Raw genomic sequence first — 16,230 nt, 5'->3', positions numbered from 1 at the left:
GCGCAGATGAAAGTCCTCATCGCCGGGGCGGGCGCGGTCGGGCGCTCCATCACCCGTGAACTCACCGACGGCGGCCACACCGTGACCCTGATCGAGCGCAACCCCGAACACGTCGACGTCGACGCGATTCCGCAGGCGCATTGGCGGCTCGGCGACGCCTGCGAACTGAGCGTGCTGGAGTCGGTGCACCTCGAAGATTTCGACGTTGTGGTGGCCGCCACCGGTGATGACAAGGCCAACGTGGTGCTCAGCTTGCTGGCCAAGACCGAGTTCGCGGTGCCCCGGGTGGTGGCGCGGGTCAACGATCCCCGCAACGAATGGCTTTTCACCGACGCCTGGGGCGTCGACGTCGCGGTGTCCACCCCGCGCATCTTGGCCTCCCTGGTCGAAGAGGCGGTCTCCGTCGGAGATCTGGTGCGGCTGATGGAGTTCCGCAAGGGCCAGGCGAACCTGGTCGAGATCACGCTGCCCGACGACACCCCGTGGCGCGGCAAACCGCTTCAGCGGCTGCAGCTGCCGCGGGATACGGCGCTGGTGACAATACTGCGCGGGCCCCGGGTTATCGTGCCGCAGCCCGACGAACCGTTGGAAGGCGGTGACGAGTTAATCTTCGTCGCCGTCGCCGAGGCGGAAGCGGAGTTGCACCGACTGCTGCTGCCGAAAGCCTAACATCGCCAGCAAAGTCAACACCGAATCGGCCGTAGCGAACCCCGGCGGGCCCGCTGATGGCGGGTCCGCAGGCTATTCGCCGCCGGGATCGGTTACGGTCGCCGCGGCGTTCCCGTTGGCCGCGATCGCGCGCCGTGCCGCTTTGATGGCCGCATAGCTCGCCAGGGCGGCTGCCGCCGTCAACGGCAAGCCCATCGCAATGCGTGTCGCCGCCAGCCAACCGGTCCGGTCGGCGTCGTACAGGAGCCGCTGGACCACGAACCGCGCCGCGAATACCAGCACCCAGGCAAGCGTGGCGATATCGAAGGCGTAGACCGCGCGACGCACGCCGCGCCAGCTGCCGTCGTGCCCGCCGGCCCAGTTCCACAGACAACCCACCAGAGGCCGGCGAATCAAGACCGAAAGCATGAAGACCACGGCCCACAGCAGCGACGCCCAGATGCCCAGCAAAAAGTAACCCTTGGACTCCCCCACGGCGTAGGCGATCGCCGCACAGACACCGACCCCGACGAATCCGGACACCGCCGGATGCGCGGACTCCCGCCGGATCAGCCGCCACAGCAGGATCAACGCCGCGGCACCGAGGGCGGCACCGATCGCCGCGCGCAACCCGAAGACACTGGAGGCCGGCACAAACACCAGCACCGGCAGCGACGAGTAAATCAACCCACTGACCCCACCCAGCCGGGCCAGCACGTGCTCGGCGTCGACGCGGTTAGCCCTCATGCGCGGTCGGGCCGACCGTTCGTCCGGCTCGCGAACTCCCCACTGCCGGTCATCGCTGAATTTCGTAGTGCGGGTTGAACAGCGCCTTGGTGCCGTTCTCGAGCATGCCCAGTCGGCCTCGCACCCGCACGGTGCGGCCGGATTCAATGCCGGGGATGCGGTGTTGCCCCAACCACACCAAGGCCACGGTATCGGTGCCGTCGAACAATTCGGCGCGCACTCCCCCGTCCAGATTGGCGCCGGCCTCCACGCTGCGCAACGTGCCCACCATGGTGACCTCCTGGCCACGCTTGCAGTCGATTGCGCGCTGCACGCCGATATCAAGACCCGCGTCGGATAACTGCGCGCCGTCGCGTTGCCCCGGGCGATCGGTCAGCCGACGGGTCAGCCGGCGCAAATAACCTTCGGCCGCCATGGCCTCTCCTGACAGTCCTGACAGTTCAAAGCTTCGTGACGAAAACTGCCGTGACGAAAACTGTTCCGTTACGACAGCTCATCTCGTTGCGGTCGCTCCCTGATGCCAACGGACACCCTAACGCGTCGGTTCCCCGGGATCCCGCAGCGACAGGGTGTGGACCAGCCGTTGGCGGCGGGCACTATCAAGAGGTGGCTGTCGAATTGTCCGGTGTTCGGGCCGTGTTGCTGGCCGGAACCGGCTCCGACGACGACTACATCCGTCGGGCGTTTGCCGGCCCGTTGCACGGTGTCGGCGCGCTGCTGCTGGCGCCGCGGCCACAGCCAGGACATTTGATCGCCGGCTACCTGGCAGCCCTGGACAACGCCGCTCGTTGGGGCCGGATTGCCGTCGGCGGCGTTTCGATCGGGGCCGCGGTCGCGGCCGCGTGGGCGCTGGCCAATCCGCATCGCGCAGTCGCCGTGCTGGCGGCGCTGCCGGCTTGGACCGGAGACCCCGCAACAGCCCCCGCCGCCCAAGCCGCCCGGCAGGCGGCACGCCAGCTGCGCCACGAGGGCCTCGCGGCGGCGACCATGCGGCTGCGCGCATCCAGCCCACCCTGGTTGGCCGAGGAGCTCAGCCGATCCTGGCGGCGTCAGTGGCCACAGCTGCCCGATGCCATGGAGGAAGCGGCTGTCTACGCAGCGCCCGGCCGCGCGGAGTTGCAGCGCCTGGCCGTGCCGCTGGGGATCGCCGCGGCGGTGGACGATCCGATTCATCCGCTGGAGGTGGGCGTGGAATGGGCGGCCGTGGCGCCGCACGCGGCCCTGCGGACCGTCACGCTCGATCAGATCGGCGCCGATCCGGCGGCGCTCGGTGCTGCGTGTCTGGACGCGCTCACCGAGGTCGACTAGCCACCGGTTGTGCTGCTGCGCAGCTGCTGCATCGCCGAGCCCGCCGCGCTGCGCCGCCCGGCCGGCGACCGACCACCCGGTTGGTGTTCCGCGGCCTGCTGGGCGGCCGCAGCCTCGCGCAGCTGCGCCGCCATCGGCTCCGGCAGCTGCACCGGCAACGGCGTGCGCACCGGTAGCGGCGTACTACCACGTCGAACAACAGTGTCGGCCAACGCTTCTCGAGCCTCAGCTGTCAATGCGTCGATGGTCTCGTGCCCGCCGTTGACGACGCAACGGATCATCCAGCGATAACCGTCAACCCCAATGAACCGCACCACACCGGCGGCGATGCCAACCACCTCTCGCCCCCACGGCCCGTCCTGGATGGTGACATTGACCGAGTCCTTGCGCAGTGCGTCGGCAAGTTCGCCAGCCACTTCCCGCCACAGACCGCCGCTCTTCGGCGCCGCGTAGGCGGCGATCGTGAAGCGACCGTTGGGCGTCACGATCCACACCGCGCTGGGCACACCGGTCTCGGTCAGCTCGACCTGCAGCTGACTCCCCGCCGGCACCGGGATCAGAACCGAGCCCAGATCGAGGCGAGCCTGCTCGGCGGCCCCGGGATCGTCAAAGTCGTCGATGTCGAACGGGCCTTCCGGTTCCTCGGCGACGGGCTCAGGCGCGGGAGCCGCTTCCGGTTCCGGCTGCGTAGCGGGCGAGCCAACGGATTCCCGCTCCCGGTTGTCTTTGCGCTTGCGTCTCCCGAATACCATCACAGACTCGCATGTCCGCCCGAGGAGCCGTGACCGCCATCACCGCGGGAGGTGCCGGCCAGCCCGGCCTCGTCAAACGAGGAGACCTCGACCAACTCGACCAGCTCCACCGGCTGCACCAGCAATTGAGCGATGCGATCACCGCGATGCACGACGATCGGAGTGACCGGATCGAGATTAATCAGCGTGACCTTTATCTCACCGCGATACCCGGCGTCGATGGTGCCCGGGCTATTGACGATCGAAAGCCCCACCCGCGCGGCCAATCCCGATCGGGGGTGGACCAGACCCACCATGCCGAACGGGATGGCGACCGCGATACCCGTTGAGACCAGGGCACGTCGCCCGGGAGCGAGTTCGACATCTTCGGCGCTGTAGAGATCAACCCCGGCGTCGCCCTCGTGAGCTCTTTTGGGCAGCGGAAGCCCGGGATCCAAGCGGATAACCGCCAGACTGGTCGACACGGGCCCTGAGATTACCCTTAATCGGATGTCGGGTACGCGCGTCGCGCCCCAAAGCGTGCGATATCGCGAGCGGCTTCGGGTGCCGTGGTGGTGGTGGCCACCGGCCTTCGGGCTGGCGGCGCTCATCGCGCTGGAAGTCAACCGGGGCGTTCCCGGCCTTCCTGCCTGGTTGCCGTTCGCGGTGCTGTTCGCTGCCGCCGCTGCGGCGTTGATATGGCTGGGTCGCGTTGAGATCCGGGTCGTCGCCAGTGACACCGGGGTCCAACTATGGGCCGGAGAGGCGCACCTGCCGGTCACCGCGATCGTCCGATCTGCCGAGGTGCCACGCTCGGCCAAGTCCGCGGCGCTCGGCCGCCAACTCGACCCCGCCGCATACGTGCTGCATCGCGCGTGGGTGGGACCAATGGTGCTGGCCGTCCTGGACGACCCGGAGGACCCGACGCCCTATTGGCTGGTGAGCAGCCGTCACCCGGATAAGCTGCTGTCGGCATTACGAAGTTGACCCCCCCAGCGAGGACGACGGGTCGAACGATCCGGGGAGAAACCTTCTGGGGGAAAACCGAGCACCCCGTCAAGCCGCGCAGTCGGTGCAGATCATCACGCCGTTCTGGGCACTGGCCAGCCGGCTGCGGTGCTGCACCAAGAAGCACCGGGAACAGGTGAACTCGTCAGCCTGCTTCGGGATGACGCGAACCGTGAGCTCTTCGCCGGACAAGTCGGCACCGGGCAGTTCGAAGGACTCGGCGGAATCGGATTCATCGACGTCCACCACGGCCGAGGCCGCCTCGTTTCGCCGGGCCTTGAGCTCCTCCAGCGAATCCTCGGAGACGTCATCGGTGTCAATACGCCGTGGGGCGTCATAGTCGGTAGGCATCGGCCTCTCCCCTGGAAATCCCCTCGTTACCTTGCAAGCAACGCTTTGTACCAGCGTCGAACGCATCTACCAAACGATTCGTGCCCGCTTGCACCTCGATTCACATGTGATTTACATCACATCACGTATGTGACCATCGTGGGCCGATTTGAGCGCAGCATTTAGAGTTTCCTTCATGGTCACCCAAATCACCGAGGGCACCGCCTTCGACAAGCACGGTCGGCCATTTCGACGGCGTAACGCCCGCCCGGCTCTTGTGGCTCTGGTCGTGCTGGCGGCGATGACCGCGGTGGTGTGGGCGATCGCGCTGACCCGCCCCGATGACGTCCACGAGGCGGTGGCCTGCAACCCGCCCCCGCAACCCGCCGATCCGGCGGCACCGAAACTGGGTGAACAGGTGTCGCGTGCAACGATGATGGACGTCACACCGGCCAAACTCGCACAAACCAAGGTCCGGGTTCTCAACGCCAGTGGTCGCGGCGGTCAGGCCGCCGACACCGCCGACGCCCTGCGGGAACTGGGCTTCGCCCAGCCCACCGCCGCCAACGACCCGATCTATGCCAACACCCGGTTGAATTGTCAGGGCCAGATCCGGTTCGGCGAGGCCGGTCAAGCCGCCGCCGCCGCCGTGTGGCTGGTGGCGCCGTGCACCGAGTTGTACCGCGACGGCCGCACCGATGACTCCGTCGATCTGGCGCTGGGCACCGAGTTCACCTCGCTGGCGCACAGCGATGACATCGACACGGTATTGGCCAGCCTGCGCCCCGGCGCCACCGAGCCCTCCGACCCCGCCCTGCTGTCGAAAATCCACTCCAGCAGCTGCTGATCGCGGACGCGATTGCCCGGCCCGGCTGCCGCCGGCGGTCCCGCCTCGTCGAGCGGCTCAGTCGTCCCGGATCGGTTCCAGCCCGTGGAATCGCTCCAGGGCGCCCAGCAGATCGTCGGCAATTCCCGGCGCGGCGGCCACCACCAACTCCGCAGCGCCCGGCGGCCCTCCCGGGAGCGGCAGTACCACACGCGCTCCCGCCTCGGCGGCGATCAGCGCACCGGCGGCACAATCCCAGACCTGCAGCCCGTGCTCGTAGTAGGCATCCAGGCTCCCGGCCGCCACCATGCACAGATCCAGCGCCGCCGAACCGATGCGACGCACATCGCGGACCACCGGCAGGATCTTGGCCAACAGCGCCGCCTGAGCGGCGCGACGACCCCGCGAGTACCCGAATCCGGTGCCCACTAATGCCATCGACAGATCATCGATCGCGGTGCACTGCAACGCGCGGGTTCCGTGCTCGTCGGTGAGGTGCGCGCCGAGCCCGGCGCCGGCCGAATACAGCCGCTCGGCGACAACGTCGGCGACCGCGCCGGCCACCGACACGCCGTCAACCTGAGCCGCGACCGACACCGCGTAGGCCGGGATGCCGTACACGAAGTTCACCGTGCCGTCGATCGGGTCAAGCACCCACGTGACAGCCTCGGCTTCGGTGTCCGACGAATCCCCGGGCCCGCCGCCCTCCTCACCGAGGATCGGGTCACCGGACCGCAGTTGCGCCAACCGGCTGCGCAGTAGCTGCTCGGTTTCGGTGTCCACCACGGTCACCGGGTCGGTCGGAGTGCTTTTGCTCCGTACCGCGCTGTTTTTGCTGTTTTTGGCAGCGCGGGTGTCGGGGCCGAACACCTCGGCACGGCGACGGCGCACGAACGCAGCGGCCTCCGCGGCTAGCGTTTCGGCCACCCGCCGCAGGTGTGCCGGCTCATTGTCGAGCTTTGTCACCAAGTTATCGCCTCACCATCACCAGACCAGGTATTCTCGCGCGCATCCGGCGACACCCTAGCCAACTCGGCGGCCGTCGGGAATGACCGCTGAAAAGCGGACCCTTGGCCGATCGGGTGCGCCACCACTCTCGGCGTCACGAGCGGTGTGCTGCGACACCCTGGAGATTGGCGTCGCACGGCACGCGAACCCACAATCACATGTGAACGAGACATGTGAACGAGGTTTTCCCCGCCCGTGCGGCTAGGGTGTGGGCAATACGCACGGCTCGTCGAGGAGTTTTGATGGTCGGCTGCGACGCCACAACCGCCATTTCCGCCGGCACGTCCGGGACCGAAGTGTCCGGTGCCGGGACGCGGCTTCGGGGGCTCGGTGTCGACGTCGGCGGCAGCGGCATCAAAGGCGGGATCGTCGACCTGGCCACGGGACGGCTGCTCGGCGACCGTTTCAAGCTGCCGACGCCGCAACCGGCCACCCCGGCCGCGGTCGCCAAGACCGTGGCCAAGATCGTCAAGGAATTCGGATGGACGGGCCCGCTCGGGGTGACCTATCCCGGCGTCGTCATCGGTGGTGTCGCGCGGACCGCGGCTAACGTGGACAAATCTTGGATCGGCACGAACGCCCGCGAGGTCATCAGCGTAGAACTCGGTGGCCAGGAGGTCACCGTTCTCAATGATGCCGACGCGGCCGGGCTGGCCGAAGCACGCTACGGAGCGGGCAAAGATAACTCCGGCGTGGTGGTATTGCTGACGTTCGGGACGGGAATCGGATCCGCCATCATCCACAATGGGAAGCTGCTGCCCAATACCGAGTTCGGCCATCTGGAGGTGGGCGGCAAAGAGGCGGAGCAGCGGGCGGCGTCATCGGTGAGGGACCGCCACGGCTGGAGCTACAAAAGGTGGGCGAAAGAGGTCACCAAGGTCTTGGTCGCCATCGAGAACGCGATCTGGCCCGATCTGTTCATTGCCGGCGGCGGCATCAGCCGCAAGGCCGACAACTGGGTGACGCTACTCGAGAATCGCACCCCGGTGGTGCCCGCCGCCTTGCTGAACACCGCGGGGATCGTCGGTGCGGCCATGGCGGCAACCACCGATGTCACACACTGAATTCTGCCCGCTCCACCCGTGCGTTCTCCTGTGACCGTTACAATAGTCGGCGGCGGCCGCCTAACCGATAGCGGCGATTATCGCGCCGACATTCGACATAGCAGACATTTTCGGTTAAGCACGCCCAGAGGCACCGAAAGTGAGTCCGACCGAAGGGGTGTATGTGGCAGCGACCAAAGCAAGCTCGGCGACAGACGAGCCGGTGAAACGGACCGCCACCAAATCCCCAGCCCGAACCGGAGCGAAGCGGTCTGCCGCCAAGTCTGCTAGCGGCTCCGCCCCCGCCAAGGGGGCCGGCAAGACAGCCAGCCGGACCAAGACTCCCCCGCGGGCCACCAAGACCGGCGCACGGGCCACCAAGACCGGCGCCCGGGTCGCCACGCCCGGCTCCGCCGCCGACGGCGCCGACACCCCGAAAAAGAGCCGTGCCACCGCCAAGGATGCTGCCGCCAAGTCAGCGTCTGCGCGCAGCCACGCCCAGAAGGCCAAGGCGCCGAAGACCGCCATCAAAAATGGCGGAACCAACACCGCTGACACCGAGTTCGACGTCGCCGTCGAGGACCTTGATGTCGAGCCGGACCTGGACGCGGAACCCGGCGTCGACCTCGACGCCGAAGACATCGACCTCGACGCCGGCGACCTCGACCTCGAGGACCTCGAGGACGTAACGGCGGACAGCGCCGATGTCGATCTCGATCCGGACGACCTGGAACCGCCGGAGGATCCTGTCGCGGTTGCCGCCATCGGCGAAGACAGCGTCGATGATGACGAGGAACTCGTCGAGCCCACCGAGATGGACAAGGCCTCCGGTGATTTCGTCTGGGACGAGGACGAATCCGAAGCGTTGCGTCAGGCGCGCAAGGATGCCGAACTCACCGCATCGGCGGACTCGGTTCGCGCCTATCTCAAGCAGATCGGCAAGGTGGCGCTGCTCAACGCGGAGGAAGAGGTCGAGCTGGCCAAGCGGATCGAAGCCGGGTTATACGCCAGTCAGCTGATGGCCGAGATGGCCGAACGCGGGGAGAAACTTCCCGCCGCCCAACGCCGTGACATGATGTGGGTCTGCCGCGACGGCGATCGCGCGAAAAACCATCTGCTGGAAGCCAATCTGCGGCTGGTCGTGTCGCTGGCCAAGCGCTACACCGGCCGCGGGATGGCGTTTTTGGACCTGATCCAGGAAGGCAACCTCGGGCTTATCCGCGCGGTAGAAAAATTCGACTACACCAAGGGCTACAAGTTCTCCACCTACGCGACGTGGTGGATCCGCCAGGCCATCACCCGTGCCATGGCCGACCAGGCCCGCACCATCCGCATACCGGTGCACATGGTCGAGGTGATCAACAAGCTGGGCCGCATCCAGCGTGAACTGCTCCAGGACCTGGGCCGCGAGCCCACGCCGGAGGAGCTGGCCAAAGAAATGGACATCACCCCGGAGAAGGTGCTGGAGATCCAGCAGTATGCCCGGGAACCGATCTCGTTAGACCAGACCATCGGTGACGAGGGTGACAGCCAGCTCGGCGACTTCATTGAAGACAGCGAAGCGGTGGTGGCCGTCGACGCGGTGTCCTTCACATTGCTGCAGGACCAGCTGCAGTCGGTCCTAGACACGTTGTCCGAGCGCGAGGCCGGCGTGGTGCGGCTGCGCTTCGGCCTCACCGATGGCCAGCCCCGCACCCTTGACGAGATCGGCCAGGTCTACGGCGTCACCCGGGAACGCATCCGCCAGATCGAGTCGAAAACGATGTCGAAGTTGCGTCACCCCAGCCGTTCTCAAGTCCTGCGCGACTATCTGGACTGAGCGAGCGTCGACGATCTATGCCGCTGGGCGATTTGGCCGCGGTGACCTCGTTTCTCAGACCCGAGATGCTCTGCGCCGAGGTCCGGCCCGCGGCCACGATGGTCGAGGTCTCCGCGTTTATCGCCCCCCAGCTGTTGGTCGAGATCGAAGCCGACGCCTACCTAACGCCCTCAGGGCGACCCTCAGGCCCGGTGACCTGAGGACAGGAGCATCCCCGCCGCGGCGGTTCGGCTCCGATGACGTGCACCAGCACCGCGGGAGCGGGGTTCACCCACCGGTCCGCCTGAACCGTGGGTGGCGGACCCGGGGGTGGCGAACCCGGGGGGTGCGGACCCGGGAAACGACACACGGGGAATTCGCGGGAATACACCCGAACGCCGCGGCGTCTGAGAGACTGAAGATATGGCAGCAAGGGAGAAGCCATGAACACCACATTGACCAGCCCGGAGTTAACCAGGGCTGATCGCTGCGACCGGTGTGGAGCCGCCGCTCGCGTCCGCGCCACCTTACCCTCGGGAGCGGAGCTTCTCTTCTGCCAGCACCACGCCAACCAGCATGAGGCGAAACTGATCGAACTGGCCGCGGTGTTGGAGGTCAACGGCTCACCAGAACCGTAATCCCGGCCCCCGCCGGGGCCCAGCAGGCCGGAGTGCCTTCAGTCCTTCTTGAGCCGGTCGTAGATCCGCTTGCACTCCGGGCAGACCGGGGAGCCTGGCTTGGCCGCTCGGGTCACCGGAAACACCTCGCCGCACAGGGCGACCACATGGGTCCCCATGACCGCGCTTTCCGCGATTTTGTCTTTTTTGACGTAGTGAAAGTACCTCGGGGTGTCACTGCCGGTCCCGTCGTCGACGCGTTCGTCGATATCGGCACGTTCGATCGTCTGGGTCTGCATGTCTGACATTCTGCCCCGAAACCGGTTCCCAAATCGAGCCCGCCGGAGTCGACAGAATGTGGGACAGTAGAGAGATGAAGCGCGGCCCGAAGCCGGGTTTCGACGACGATGGTCACCCGGTGCTGATCACGGCCGCCGCACCCTCTTACGAGGAGCAGCGTCGCGAGCGGGTGCGCAAATACACGACCCTGATGGCGTTCCGGGTACCCGCTTTTGTGCTGGCCGCACTCGCCTACGGTGCATGGCACAACGGGTTGATCTCGCTTGCGATCGTGGCAGTTTCGATCCCGCTGCCGTGGATGGCGGTACTGATCGCCAATGACCGGCCGCCGCGCCGTGCCGATGAGCCTCGACGGTTCGATAACAGTCGTCGGCGCACCCCGCTGTTCCCGACCGCACAGCGGCAGGCGCTTGAGCCCCGCCGTGAGTCGGCGGCACAACCGGACCCGCCAGCGACCGGCGGTTCCAAATAGCCGCCGCTGATCGCATCTTCTCAGGACATTCTCAGGTCGTCGGCACATTTGCGCAGGTCAAAGGGTGTAAGACCGGGGACCGGCGGGAACTCCGGACCGGGGTTGCGCGTTGGACAACATGACAGTTCAAGCCGATCAGGAGGCCGCAATGGCAGATGCCACCACAAGCCGGGTTGACAGCGACCTGGATGCTCAAAGCCCCGCAGCGGACCTGGTGCGCGTGTATCTGAACGGCATCGGTAAAACGGCGTTGCTCAACGCCGCCGATGAGGTTGAATTGGCCAAGCGCATCGAGGCGGGCCTTTACGCCGAGCACCTGCTGGAAACCCGCAAGCGCCTCGGCGAGAACCGCAAACGCGAACTGGCGGCCGTGGTCCGCGATGGCGAGGCAGCGCGCCGTCACCTACTGGAAGCGAATCTGCGGCTAGTGGTCTCACTGGCCAAGCGCTACACCGGTCGCGGAATGCCGCTGCTGGATCTCATCCAAGAGGGCAACCTGGGGCTGATCCGCGCAATGGAAAAGTTTGATTACACAAAGGGATTCAAATTCTCGACGTATGCCACGTGGTGGATCCGGCAGGCCATCACCCGCGGCATGGCCGATCAGAGTCGCACCATCCGGCTGCCGGTCCACCTGGTTGAGCAGGTCAACAAGTTGGCGCGGATCAAAAGGGAGCTGCACCAAAACCTGGGTCGCGAGGCCACCGACGAGGAGCTCGCGGCGGAATCCGGGATTCCGATCGACCGGATCAACGACCTGTTGGAGCACAGTCGCGACCCGGTCAGCCTGGATATGCCGGTCGGCTCCGAGGAGGAGGCTCCCCTGGGTGATTTCATCGAGGACGCCGAAGCGATGTCGGCGGAAAACGCGGTGATCGCCGAACTCCTGCACACCGATATCCGCAGCGTGTTGGCGACCCTTGACGAGCGCGAGCAGCAAGTGGTCCGGCTGCGCTTCGGCCTGGACGACGGGCAGCCCCGGACCCTCGACCAGATCGGTAAGCTTTTCGGCCTCTCCCGTGAGCGGGTCCGCCAAATCGAACGAGAAGTGATGGCCAAGCTGCGCCACGGCGAGCGCGCCGACCGGCTGCGTTCCTACGCCAGTTAACCCGCCAGTTAACCCGCCAGTTAACCGAGCCCGTTAACCGAGCCCGATAGCAGGATGCCCGCCGTGCACGATCGGCGGGCATCCTGCCGTCTTGAGGTGTTTAGGGGGTCATTCACCTAGCCGGACACGTAGACTCAGCAGCGATGGAGGGTGCGCGATGAATGAGCTGGTCGATACCACCGAGATGTATTTGCGGACTATCTACGACCTCGAGGAAGAGGGCGTCATGCCGCTGCGCGCACGGATCGCCGAACGGCTCGACCAAAGCGGGCCGACCGTCAGCCAGACCGTGGCGCGGATGGAGCGGGACGGTTTAGTGCGTGTCGCCGGTGACCGCCACTTGGAGCTCACCGACAAAGGTCGGGCACTGGCCATCGCCGTAATGCGCAAGCATCGGCTCGCCGAACGGCTGCTCGTCGATGTCATCGGCCTGCCATGGGAGGAGGTACATGCGGAGGCCTGCCGGTGGGAGCATGTGATGAGCGAGGATGTCGAGCGCCGTCTGGTGCAGGTCCTCAACAATCCGACCACCTCCCCGTTCGGCAACCCGATTCCGGGCCTGGAAGACCTTGGTGTCGGACCGGAGCGCGGTACCGATGACGCCAACCTGGTGCGGTTGACCGAGCTGCCGGCCGGTCCGCCGGTGGCGGTAGTCGTTCGCCAACTCGCCGAACACGTTCAAGGGGATATCGAGCTGATCACCCGGCTCAAGGACGCCGGCGTCGTCCCCAACGCGCGAGTGACCGTCGAGACCAACCCCGGGGTCGGGGTGACGATCGTGATCCCCGGTCACGAGAATGTCAGCCTGCCGCACGAGATGGCGCACGCGGTCAAGGTCGAAAAGGTTTAGCCCGCCTGCCGAACACCCGTCGCGGCGGGAGCCGCACCCCGAGTCGTTCAGCCAGCCGGTAGCCGGTGACGGCCAGTTCGCGGATGTGCTCGGGTGGCAGGCCGGATTGCAATGCCGTGTCCAACATGCCCGCCATGCGGTGTCTTGGATCGCAGCGCAGCGCAGATTCCAGCGTTATCCCTGCCAACGGTCCATCGCCGCGGGCGTAGGCACTGAACGCGAGTAACACCAACGCCTCGACCCGCCACCGACCGGGCAGGGTGCGAGCCAGTACCGCCCACAACGACTCCGCCTCCCCGGCATTCTCCCCGACCGCCAGGGCAAACAGCGTGTCGCGGACCTGCACGTCGGCCAGCGCGCAGCCCAGTTGCGCCAGCTGCGCGTCAGACAGGGGCTGTCCGTCACCGACACGGGCTGCGGCAGCCATCGTGTCCTGCACATCGCGGCGGCGGCAGCCAAGGGGATCGGCGCGGTGTGCGGCTTCCCGCGACACCGCCACTTCGCCGATCAGCCCGGTCAGCCTGGCTCCCCGTGAGGGATCGGTGATGGCGATGACGGCCTGCAGGTCGGCGCGCCGCTCATAGAGCCGTCGACCCTCCAGAACCGCCGCCATGGCCAGTGGCGATGCCGACGGATCGTCGATCAGGCCGCTCGCACCGCAACCATCAACACAATGCCAGCGTCCGCCGGCGGCCACCCGATCCACCACATGTGCTGCCCACAACACGATGCCGTGTTCGGACAATGCCTCGGTAAGCCCCGCGCAGAGCTCGCGGTATTCCTCGTTGCATATCGGGCAGCGCGCACCATCGGCGTCGACGATCACCGCGATCGCCGCCTCGGGATCGGCCGCGGCCGCGACCTGCGCAAGATGAGTCGCTCGGCCGATCAGCTCTCGGGAAAGATCGATACGCATCACCGGCCCCAGTTCACCGCTGTTCACCGACACCAGGACCAGGGATTTTTCCGGTGTGAAGCCGAGAATGGCCGGCAGGGCGGCGATCAGCGCCCCGGGGCGGTTCAGGCCGAAATCAGCTCGATGCTTCGTCATGCCTGTAACGCTGGCAACCGGTACCGTCAGCCGCTGCGCCGGCGGGCGTCGTGGCCCATCGGCTGTGGATAAAGTCACGACTGTGTGTTTATGGCCCCCTCGGGCGCGTCGGTGTAGCCCGACACCCGACGCCTCGCGGCCAGCGACAACCCGGGCCGGACAATCCGAGGAACTTACTTTAGCGATAACACGTTCGAAATACGTGTCGGGTATATCCCGGTAATCGGGTCGGACGGGTTCGCTAATTTACCGATCGGTTACCCAGCGAGACCCACGCCAAGTGAGTCTCCGAGTGAGACTAGGGACGTGGTGCAACGGCGCGCCATGGAGGAGGCGACAGCTATGGCCCAAGATCAATACCCATGGCAGGACCACCAATCCGGGCAGGCGGGCATGTACGAACTTGAGTTCCCGGCACCGCAAGTGTCGTGCCAGGACGGCCGCGGCCCGGTGTTGGTGCACGCCTTGGAGGGCTTTTCGGACGCCGGCCATGCGATCCGGCTGGCGGCAACCCACCTCAAGGACACCCTGGACACCGAGCGGGTCGCATCGTTCGCGATCGACGAGTTGCTGGACTATCGATCGCGGCGGCCGCCGATGACCTTCAAGTGGGATCACTTCACCCACTACGAGGACCCCGAACTGGCTTTATACGCGCTGCGCGACACCGCGGGAACGCCGTTTTTGCTGCTGGCCGGCATGGAGCCCGATCTGAAGTGGGAGCGTTTCGTCACCGCTGTGCGGCTCCTGGCTGAGCGTCTCGGCGTCCGGCGGACCATCGGTCTGGGGACAATCCCGATGGCGGTGCCGCACACCCGGCCGATGACCCTGACCGCGCACTCCAACAACCGGGATCTGATCGCCGATTTCACGCCGTGGATCGCTGAGGTCCGGGTTCCCAGCAGCGCGTCCAACCTGCTGGAATACCGCATGGCTCAACACGGTCATGAGGTCGTCGGTTTCACCGTGCACGTGCCCCATTACCTGGCGCAGACCGACTATCCGGCAGCCGCGCAAACACTGCTCGAGCAGGTGGCCAGGACCGGGCAACTGCAGCTTCCGCTGGCCGCGCTGGCCGAAGCGGCCGCCGAGGTCCGCGCCAAGGTCGACGAGCAGGTTCAGGCGAGCCCGGAAGTGGCTCAAGTGGTGGCGGCGCTCGAGCGCCAGTACGATGCTTTCGTTGCCGCCCAGGAGAACAGGTCCCTGCTGGCGCACGATGAAGATCTGCCCAGCGGAGACGAACTCGGCGCCGAGTTGGAGCGGTTTTTGGCCCAGCAGACAGAAAAAAAGCCGGACGGCAACAACTCGACCTGACCGCCCCACCGGGCCCGGCACCGAGGTTGGCGACATGACGGAGCGCAAGCCACATCTCCGCCCCGTGCGCGAAGTGGCGCCGTCGCTGCAATTCCGCACCATCCACGGCTACCGGCGGGCGTTCCGGATCGCCGGTTCGGGGCCGGCGATTTTGCTGATCCACGGGATCGGCGACAACTCCACCACCTGGAACGCCGTGCAGGCCAGGCTGGCGCAGCGGTTCACCGTCATCGCCGTCGACTTGCTGGGCCACGGGCAGTCCGACAAACCGCGTGCGGACTATTCGGTTGCGGCATATGCCAACGGGATGCGGGATCTGCTGAGCGTACTCGGCATCGATCGGGTCACCATAGTCGGCCACTCGCTGGGCGGCGGGGTGGCAATGCAGTTCGCCTACCAGTTCCCCCAACTGGTCGAGCGGCTGGTCCTGGTGGCCACCGGCGGTGTCACCAAGGACGTCAACATCCTGTTGCGCTGGGCCTCGTTGCCTTGGGGCGGGGAGGCACTGGCGTTGCTGCGGCTGCCGTTGGTGCTCCCGACGCTGCAGCTGGCCGGGCGTGTGGTCGGGATGATGCTCGGATCAACCGGAGTGGGCCGCGACCTCCCCGATATTTTGCGAGTGCTGGCCAACTTGCCGGAACCGAAGGCCTCCTCGGCGTTTACCCGGACATTGCGTGCCGTGGTGGACTGGCGCGGTCAAATCGTGACCATGCTGGACCGCTGCTATTTAGCGAAAGCTATTCCAGTACAGATCATCTGGGGTACCCATGATGTCGTCGTGCCGGTAAAGCATGCCTGGATGGCGCATGCGGCGATGCCGGGTTCTCGGCTGGAAATCTTCGAGCGCTCCGGGCATTTCCCGTTCCACGACGACCCGGACCGCTTCATCGAGGTGGTCGAACGCTTCATCGATACCACCGAGCCGGCCGAATACGATCAGGAAGCGTTGCGTGAGTTGCTTCGCTTGGGCAGCGGCGAGCGTTCCGTCTCCGGTCCGGCTGACGCCCGTGTCGCCGTCCTCAACGCGATGGGCGCAGACGAACGCAGCGCCACCTGATCACTCGTCGCGCA

At 66.4% G+C, this 16,230-nt stretch carries 20 protein-coding genes and 1 pseudogene; 13 read left to right on the top strand and 8 right to left on the bottom strand.

Features of this window, described 5'->3' with window-relative positions; all coding sequences use genetic code 11:
- Nucleotides 1-6 precede the first annotated feature (6 nt).
- Nucleotides 7-669, top strand: coding sequence for a TrkA family potassium uptake protein (locus QJR12_RS09340; protein ID WP_300581083.1), 663 nt, complete (start codon nt 7-9; stop codon nt 667-669).
- 72 nt (nt 670-741) lie between these two features.
- Here the strand turns inward: QJR12_RS09340 and QJR12_RS09335 are convergent, their stop codons facing one another.
- On the bottom strand, nt 742-1,395 hold the full coding sequence (locus QJR12_RS09335) for a DUF3159 domain-containing protein (protein WP_300581081.1): 654 nt from the start codon (nt 1,393-1,395) through the stop codon (nt 742-744).
- A 49-nt stretch (nt 1,396-1,444) separates the two neighbouring features.
- Complete coding sequence (locus QJR12_RS09330; protein WP_300581078.1) at nt 1,445-1,810, bottom strand: DNA-binding protein; 366 nt, start codon at nt 1,808-1,810, stop codon at nt 1,445-1,447.
- 191 nt (nt 1,811-2,001) lie between these two features.
- Here QJR12_RS09330 and QJR12_RS09325 point away from each other — a divergent pair, with 191 nt between their 5' ends.
- Nucleotides 2,002-2,703 (top strand): alpha/beta hydrolase, encoded by a 702-nt coding sequence (locus QJR12_RS09325; protein ID WP_300581076.1) that lies wholly within the window; start codon nt 2,002-2,004, stop codon nt 2,701-2,703.
- Here QJR12_RS09325 and QJR12_RS09320 read toward each other — a convergent pair.
- Nucleotides 2,700-3,455 (bottom strand): DUF3710 domain-containing protein, encoded by a 756-nt coding sequence (locus QJR12_RS09320; protein ID WP_300581073.1) that lies wholly within the window; start codon nt 3,453-3,455, stop codon nt 2,700-2,702. The genes QJR12_RS09325 and QJR12_RS09320 overlap by 4 nt on opposite strands.
- Complete coding sequence (dut, locus tag QJR12_RS09315; RefSeq protein ID WP_300581070.1) at nt 3,455-3,919, bottom strand: dUTP diphosphatase; 465 nt, start codon at nt 3,917-3,919, stop codon at nt 3,455-3,457. The genes QJR12_RS09320 and dut overlap by 1 nt, the downstream gene beginning before the upstream one ends.
- A gap of 25 nt (nt 3,920-3,944) precedes the next feature.
- Between dut and QJR12_RS09310 the strand changes: the two genes are divergently transcribed.
- The gene (locus QJR12_RS09310; RefSeq protein ID WP_300581068.1) at nt 3,945-4,421 is read left to right on the top strand and encodes a DUF3093 domain-containing protein; all 477 of its coding nucleotides are present in this window, start codon (nt 3,945-3,947) and stop codon (nt 4,419-4,421) included.
- Between the two features lie 69 nt (nt 4,422-4,490).
- Here QJR12_RS09310 and QJR12_RS09305 read toward each other — a convergent pair whose 3' ends face one another.
- On the bottom strand, nt 4,491-4,793 hold the full coding sequence (locus QJR12_RS09305) for a DUF4193 domain-containing protein (RefSeq protein WP_300581066.1): 303 nt from the start codon (nt 4,791-4,793) through the stop codon (nt 4,491-4,493).
- A 175-nt stretch (nt 4,794-4,968) separates the two neighbouring features.
- Here QJR12_RS09305 and cei point away from each other — a divergent pair, with 175 nt between their 5' ends.
- Complete coding sequence (gene cei / locus QJR12_RS09300) at nt 4,969-5,619, top strand: envelope integrity protein Cei (RefSeq protein WP_300581063.1); 651 nt, start codon at nt 4,969-4,971, stop codon at nt 5,617-5,619.
- A 57-nt stretch (nt 5,620-5,676) separates the two neighbouring features.
- On the opposite strand, the gene QJR12_RS09295 is transcribed toward cei, so the two are convergent.
- Complete coding sequence (locus tag QJR12_RS09295; protein WP_300581060.1) at nt 5,677-6,564, bottom strand: inositol monophosphatase family protein; 888 nt, start codon at nt 6,562-6,564, stop codon at nt 5,677-5,679.
- Between the two features lie 284 nt (nt 6,565-6,848).
- Here QJR12_RS09295 and ppgK point away from each other — a divergent pair, with 284 nt between their 5' ends.
- The 4 genes and pseudogenes from ppgK to QJR12_RS09275 all read left to right on the top strand — a co-directional run bounded on the left by ppgK (nt 6,849) and on the right by QJR12_RS09275 (nt 10,085).
- Nucleotides 6,849-7,670 (top strand): polyphosphate--glucose phosphotransferase, encoded by an 822-nt coding sequence (gene ppgK / locus QJR12_RS09290; protein ID WP_300581057.1) that lies wholly within the window; start codon nt 6,849-6,851, stop codon nt 7,668-7,670.
- A gap of 163 nt (nt 7,671-7,833) precedes the next feature.
- Nucleotides 7,834-9,468, top strand: a complete 1,635-nt coding sequence (locus tag QJR12_RS09285; protein ID WP_300581282.1) for an RNA polymerase sigma factor — start codon at nt 7,834-7,836, stop codon at nt 9,466-9,468.
- An 80-nt stretch (nt 9,469-9,548) separates the two neighbouring features.
- A pseudogene (locus QJR12_RS09280) lies at nt 9,549-9,668 on the top strand (RidA family protein); the annotation flags it as partial.
- A 222-nt stretch (nt 9,669-9,890) separates the two neighbouring features.
- Nucleotides 9,891-10,085 (top strand): hypothetical protein, encoded by a 195-nt coding sequence (locus QJR12_RS09275; protein ID WP_300581054.1) that lies wholly within the window; start codon nt 9,891-9,893, stop codon nt 10,083-10,085.
- Nucleotides 10,086-10,123: 38 nt separating this feature from the next.
- On the opposite strand, the gene QJR12_RS09270 is transcribed toward QJR12_RS09275, so the two are convergent.
- Entirely contained in the window at nt 10,124-10,363 is a 240-nt protein-coding gene (locus tag QJR12_RS09270) for a DUF3039 domain-containing protein (protein ID WP_300581052.1), read from the bottom strand.
- Between the two features lie 56 nt (nt 10,364-10,419).
- Between QJR12_RS09270 and QJR12_RS09265 the strand changes: the two genes are divergently transcribed.
- From QJR12_RS09265 to QJR12_RS09255, 3 genes are all read left to right on the top strand, one after another.
- Entirely contained in the window at nt 10,420-10,836 is a 417-nt protein-coding gene (locus QJR12_RS09265) for a DUF3099 domain-containing protein (protein ID WP_300581049.1), read from the top strand.
- Between the two features lie 118 nt (nt 10,837-10,954).
- Nucleotides 10,955-11,944: a sigma-70 family RNA polymerase sigma factor SigB gene (sigB, locus tag QJR12_RS09260; protein WP_300581046.1), complete on the top strand. Its 990-nt coding sequence runs from the start codon at nt 10,955-10,957 to the stop codon at nt 11,942-11,944.
- A gap of 157 nt (nt 11,945-12,101) precedes the next feature.
- The gene (locus tag QJR12_RS09255) at nt 12,102-12,794 is read left to right on the top strand and encodes a metal-dependent transcriptional regulator (RefSeq protein ID WP_300581044.1); all 693 of its coding nucleotides are present in this window, start codon (nt 12,102-12,104) and stop codon (nt 12,792-12,794) included.
- On the opposite strand, the gene QJR12_RS09250 is transcribed toward QJR12_RS09255, so the two are convergent.
- Nucleotides 12,775-13,845: a DUF4192 domain-containing protein gene (locus tag QJR12_RS09250; protein ID WP_300581041.1), complete on the bottom strand. Its 1,071-nt coding sequence runs from the start codon at nt 13,843-13,845 to the stop codon at nt 12,775-12,777. The two genes, QJR12_RS09255 and QJR12_RS09250, sit on opposite strands and share 20 nt — an antisense overlap.
- A gap of 342 nt (nt 13,846-14,187) precedes the next feature.
- Between QJR12_RS09250 and QJR12_RS09245 the strand changes: the two genes are divergently transcribed.
- The gene (locus tag QJR12_RS09245; protein ID WP_300581039.1) at nt 14,188-15,159 is read left to right on the top strand and encodes a PAC2 family protein; all 972 of its coding nucleotides are present in this window, start codon (nt 14,188-14,190) and stop codon (nt 15,157-15,159) included.
- 34 nt (nt 15,160-15,193) lie between these two features.
- Nucleotides 15,194-16,216, top strand: coding sequence for an alpha/beta hydrolase (locus QJR12_RS09240; protein ID WP_300581036.1), 1,023 nt, complete (start codon nt 15,194-15,196; stop codon nt 16,214-16,216).
- The last annotated feature ends 14 nt before the right edge of the window (nt 16,217-16,230 follow it).

Source organism: Mycobacterium sp. (assembly GCF_029961025.1).
In the GTDB taxonomy this organism is placed as follows: Bacteria; Actinomycetota; Actinomycetes; order Mycobacteriales; family Mycobacteriaceae; genus Mycobacterium.
The sequence above is the reverse complement of the archived record's forward strand: the minus strand, read 5'-3'. Positions and strand labels throughout refer to the sequence as shown.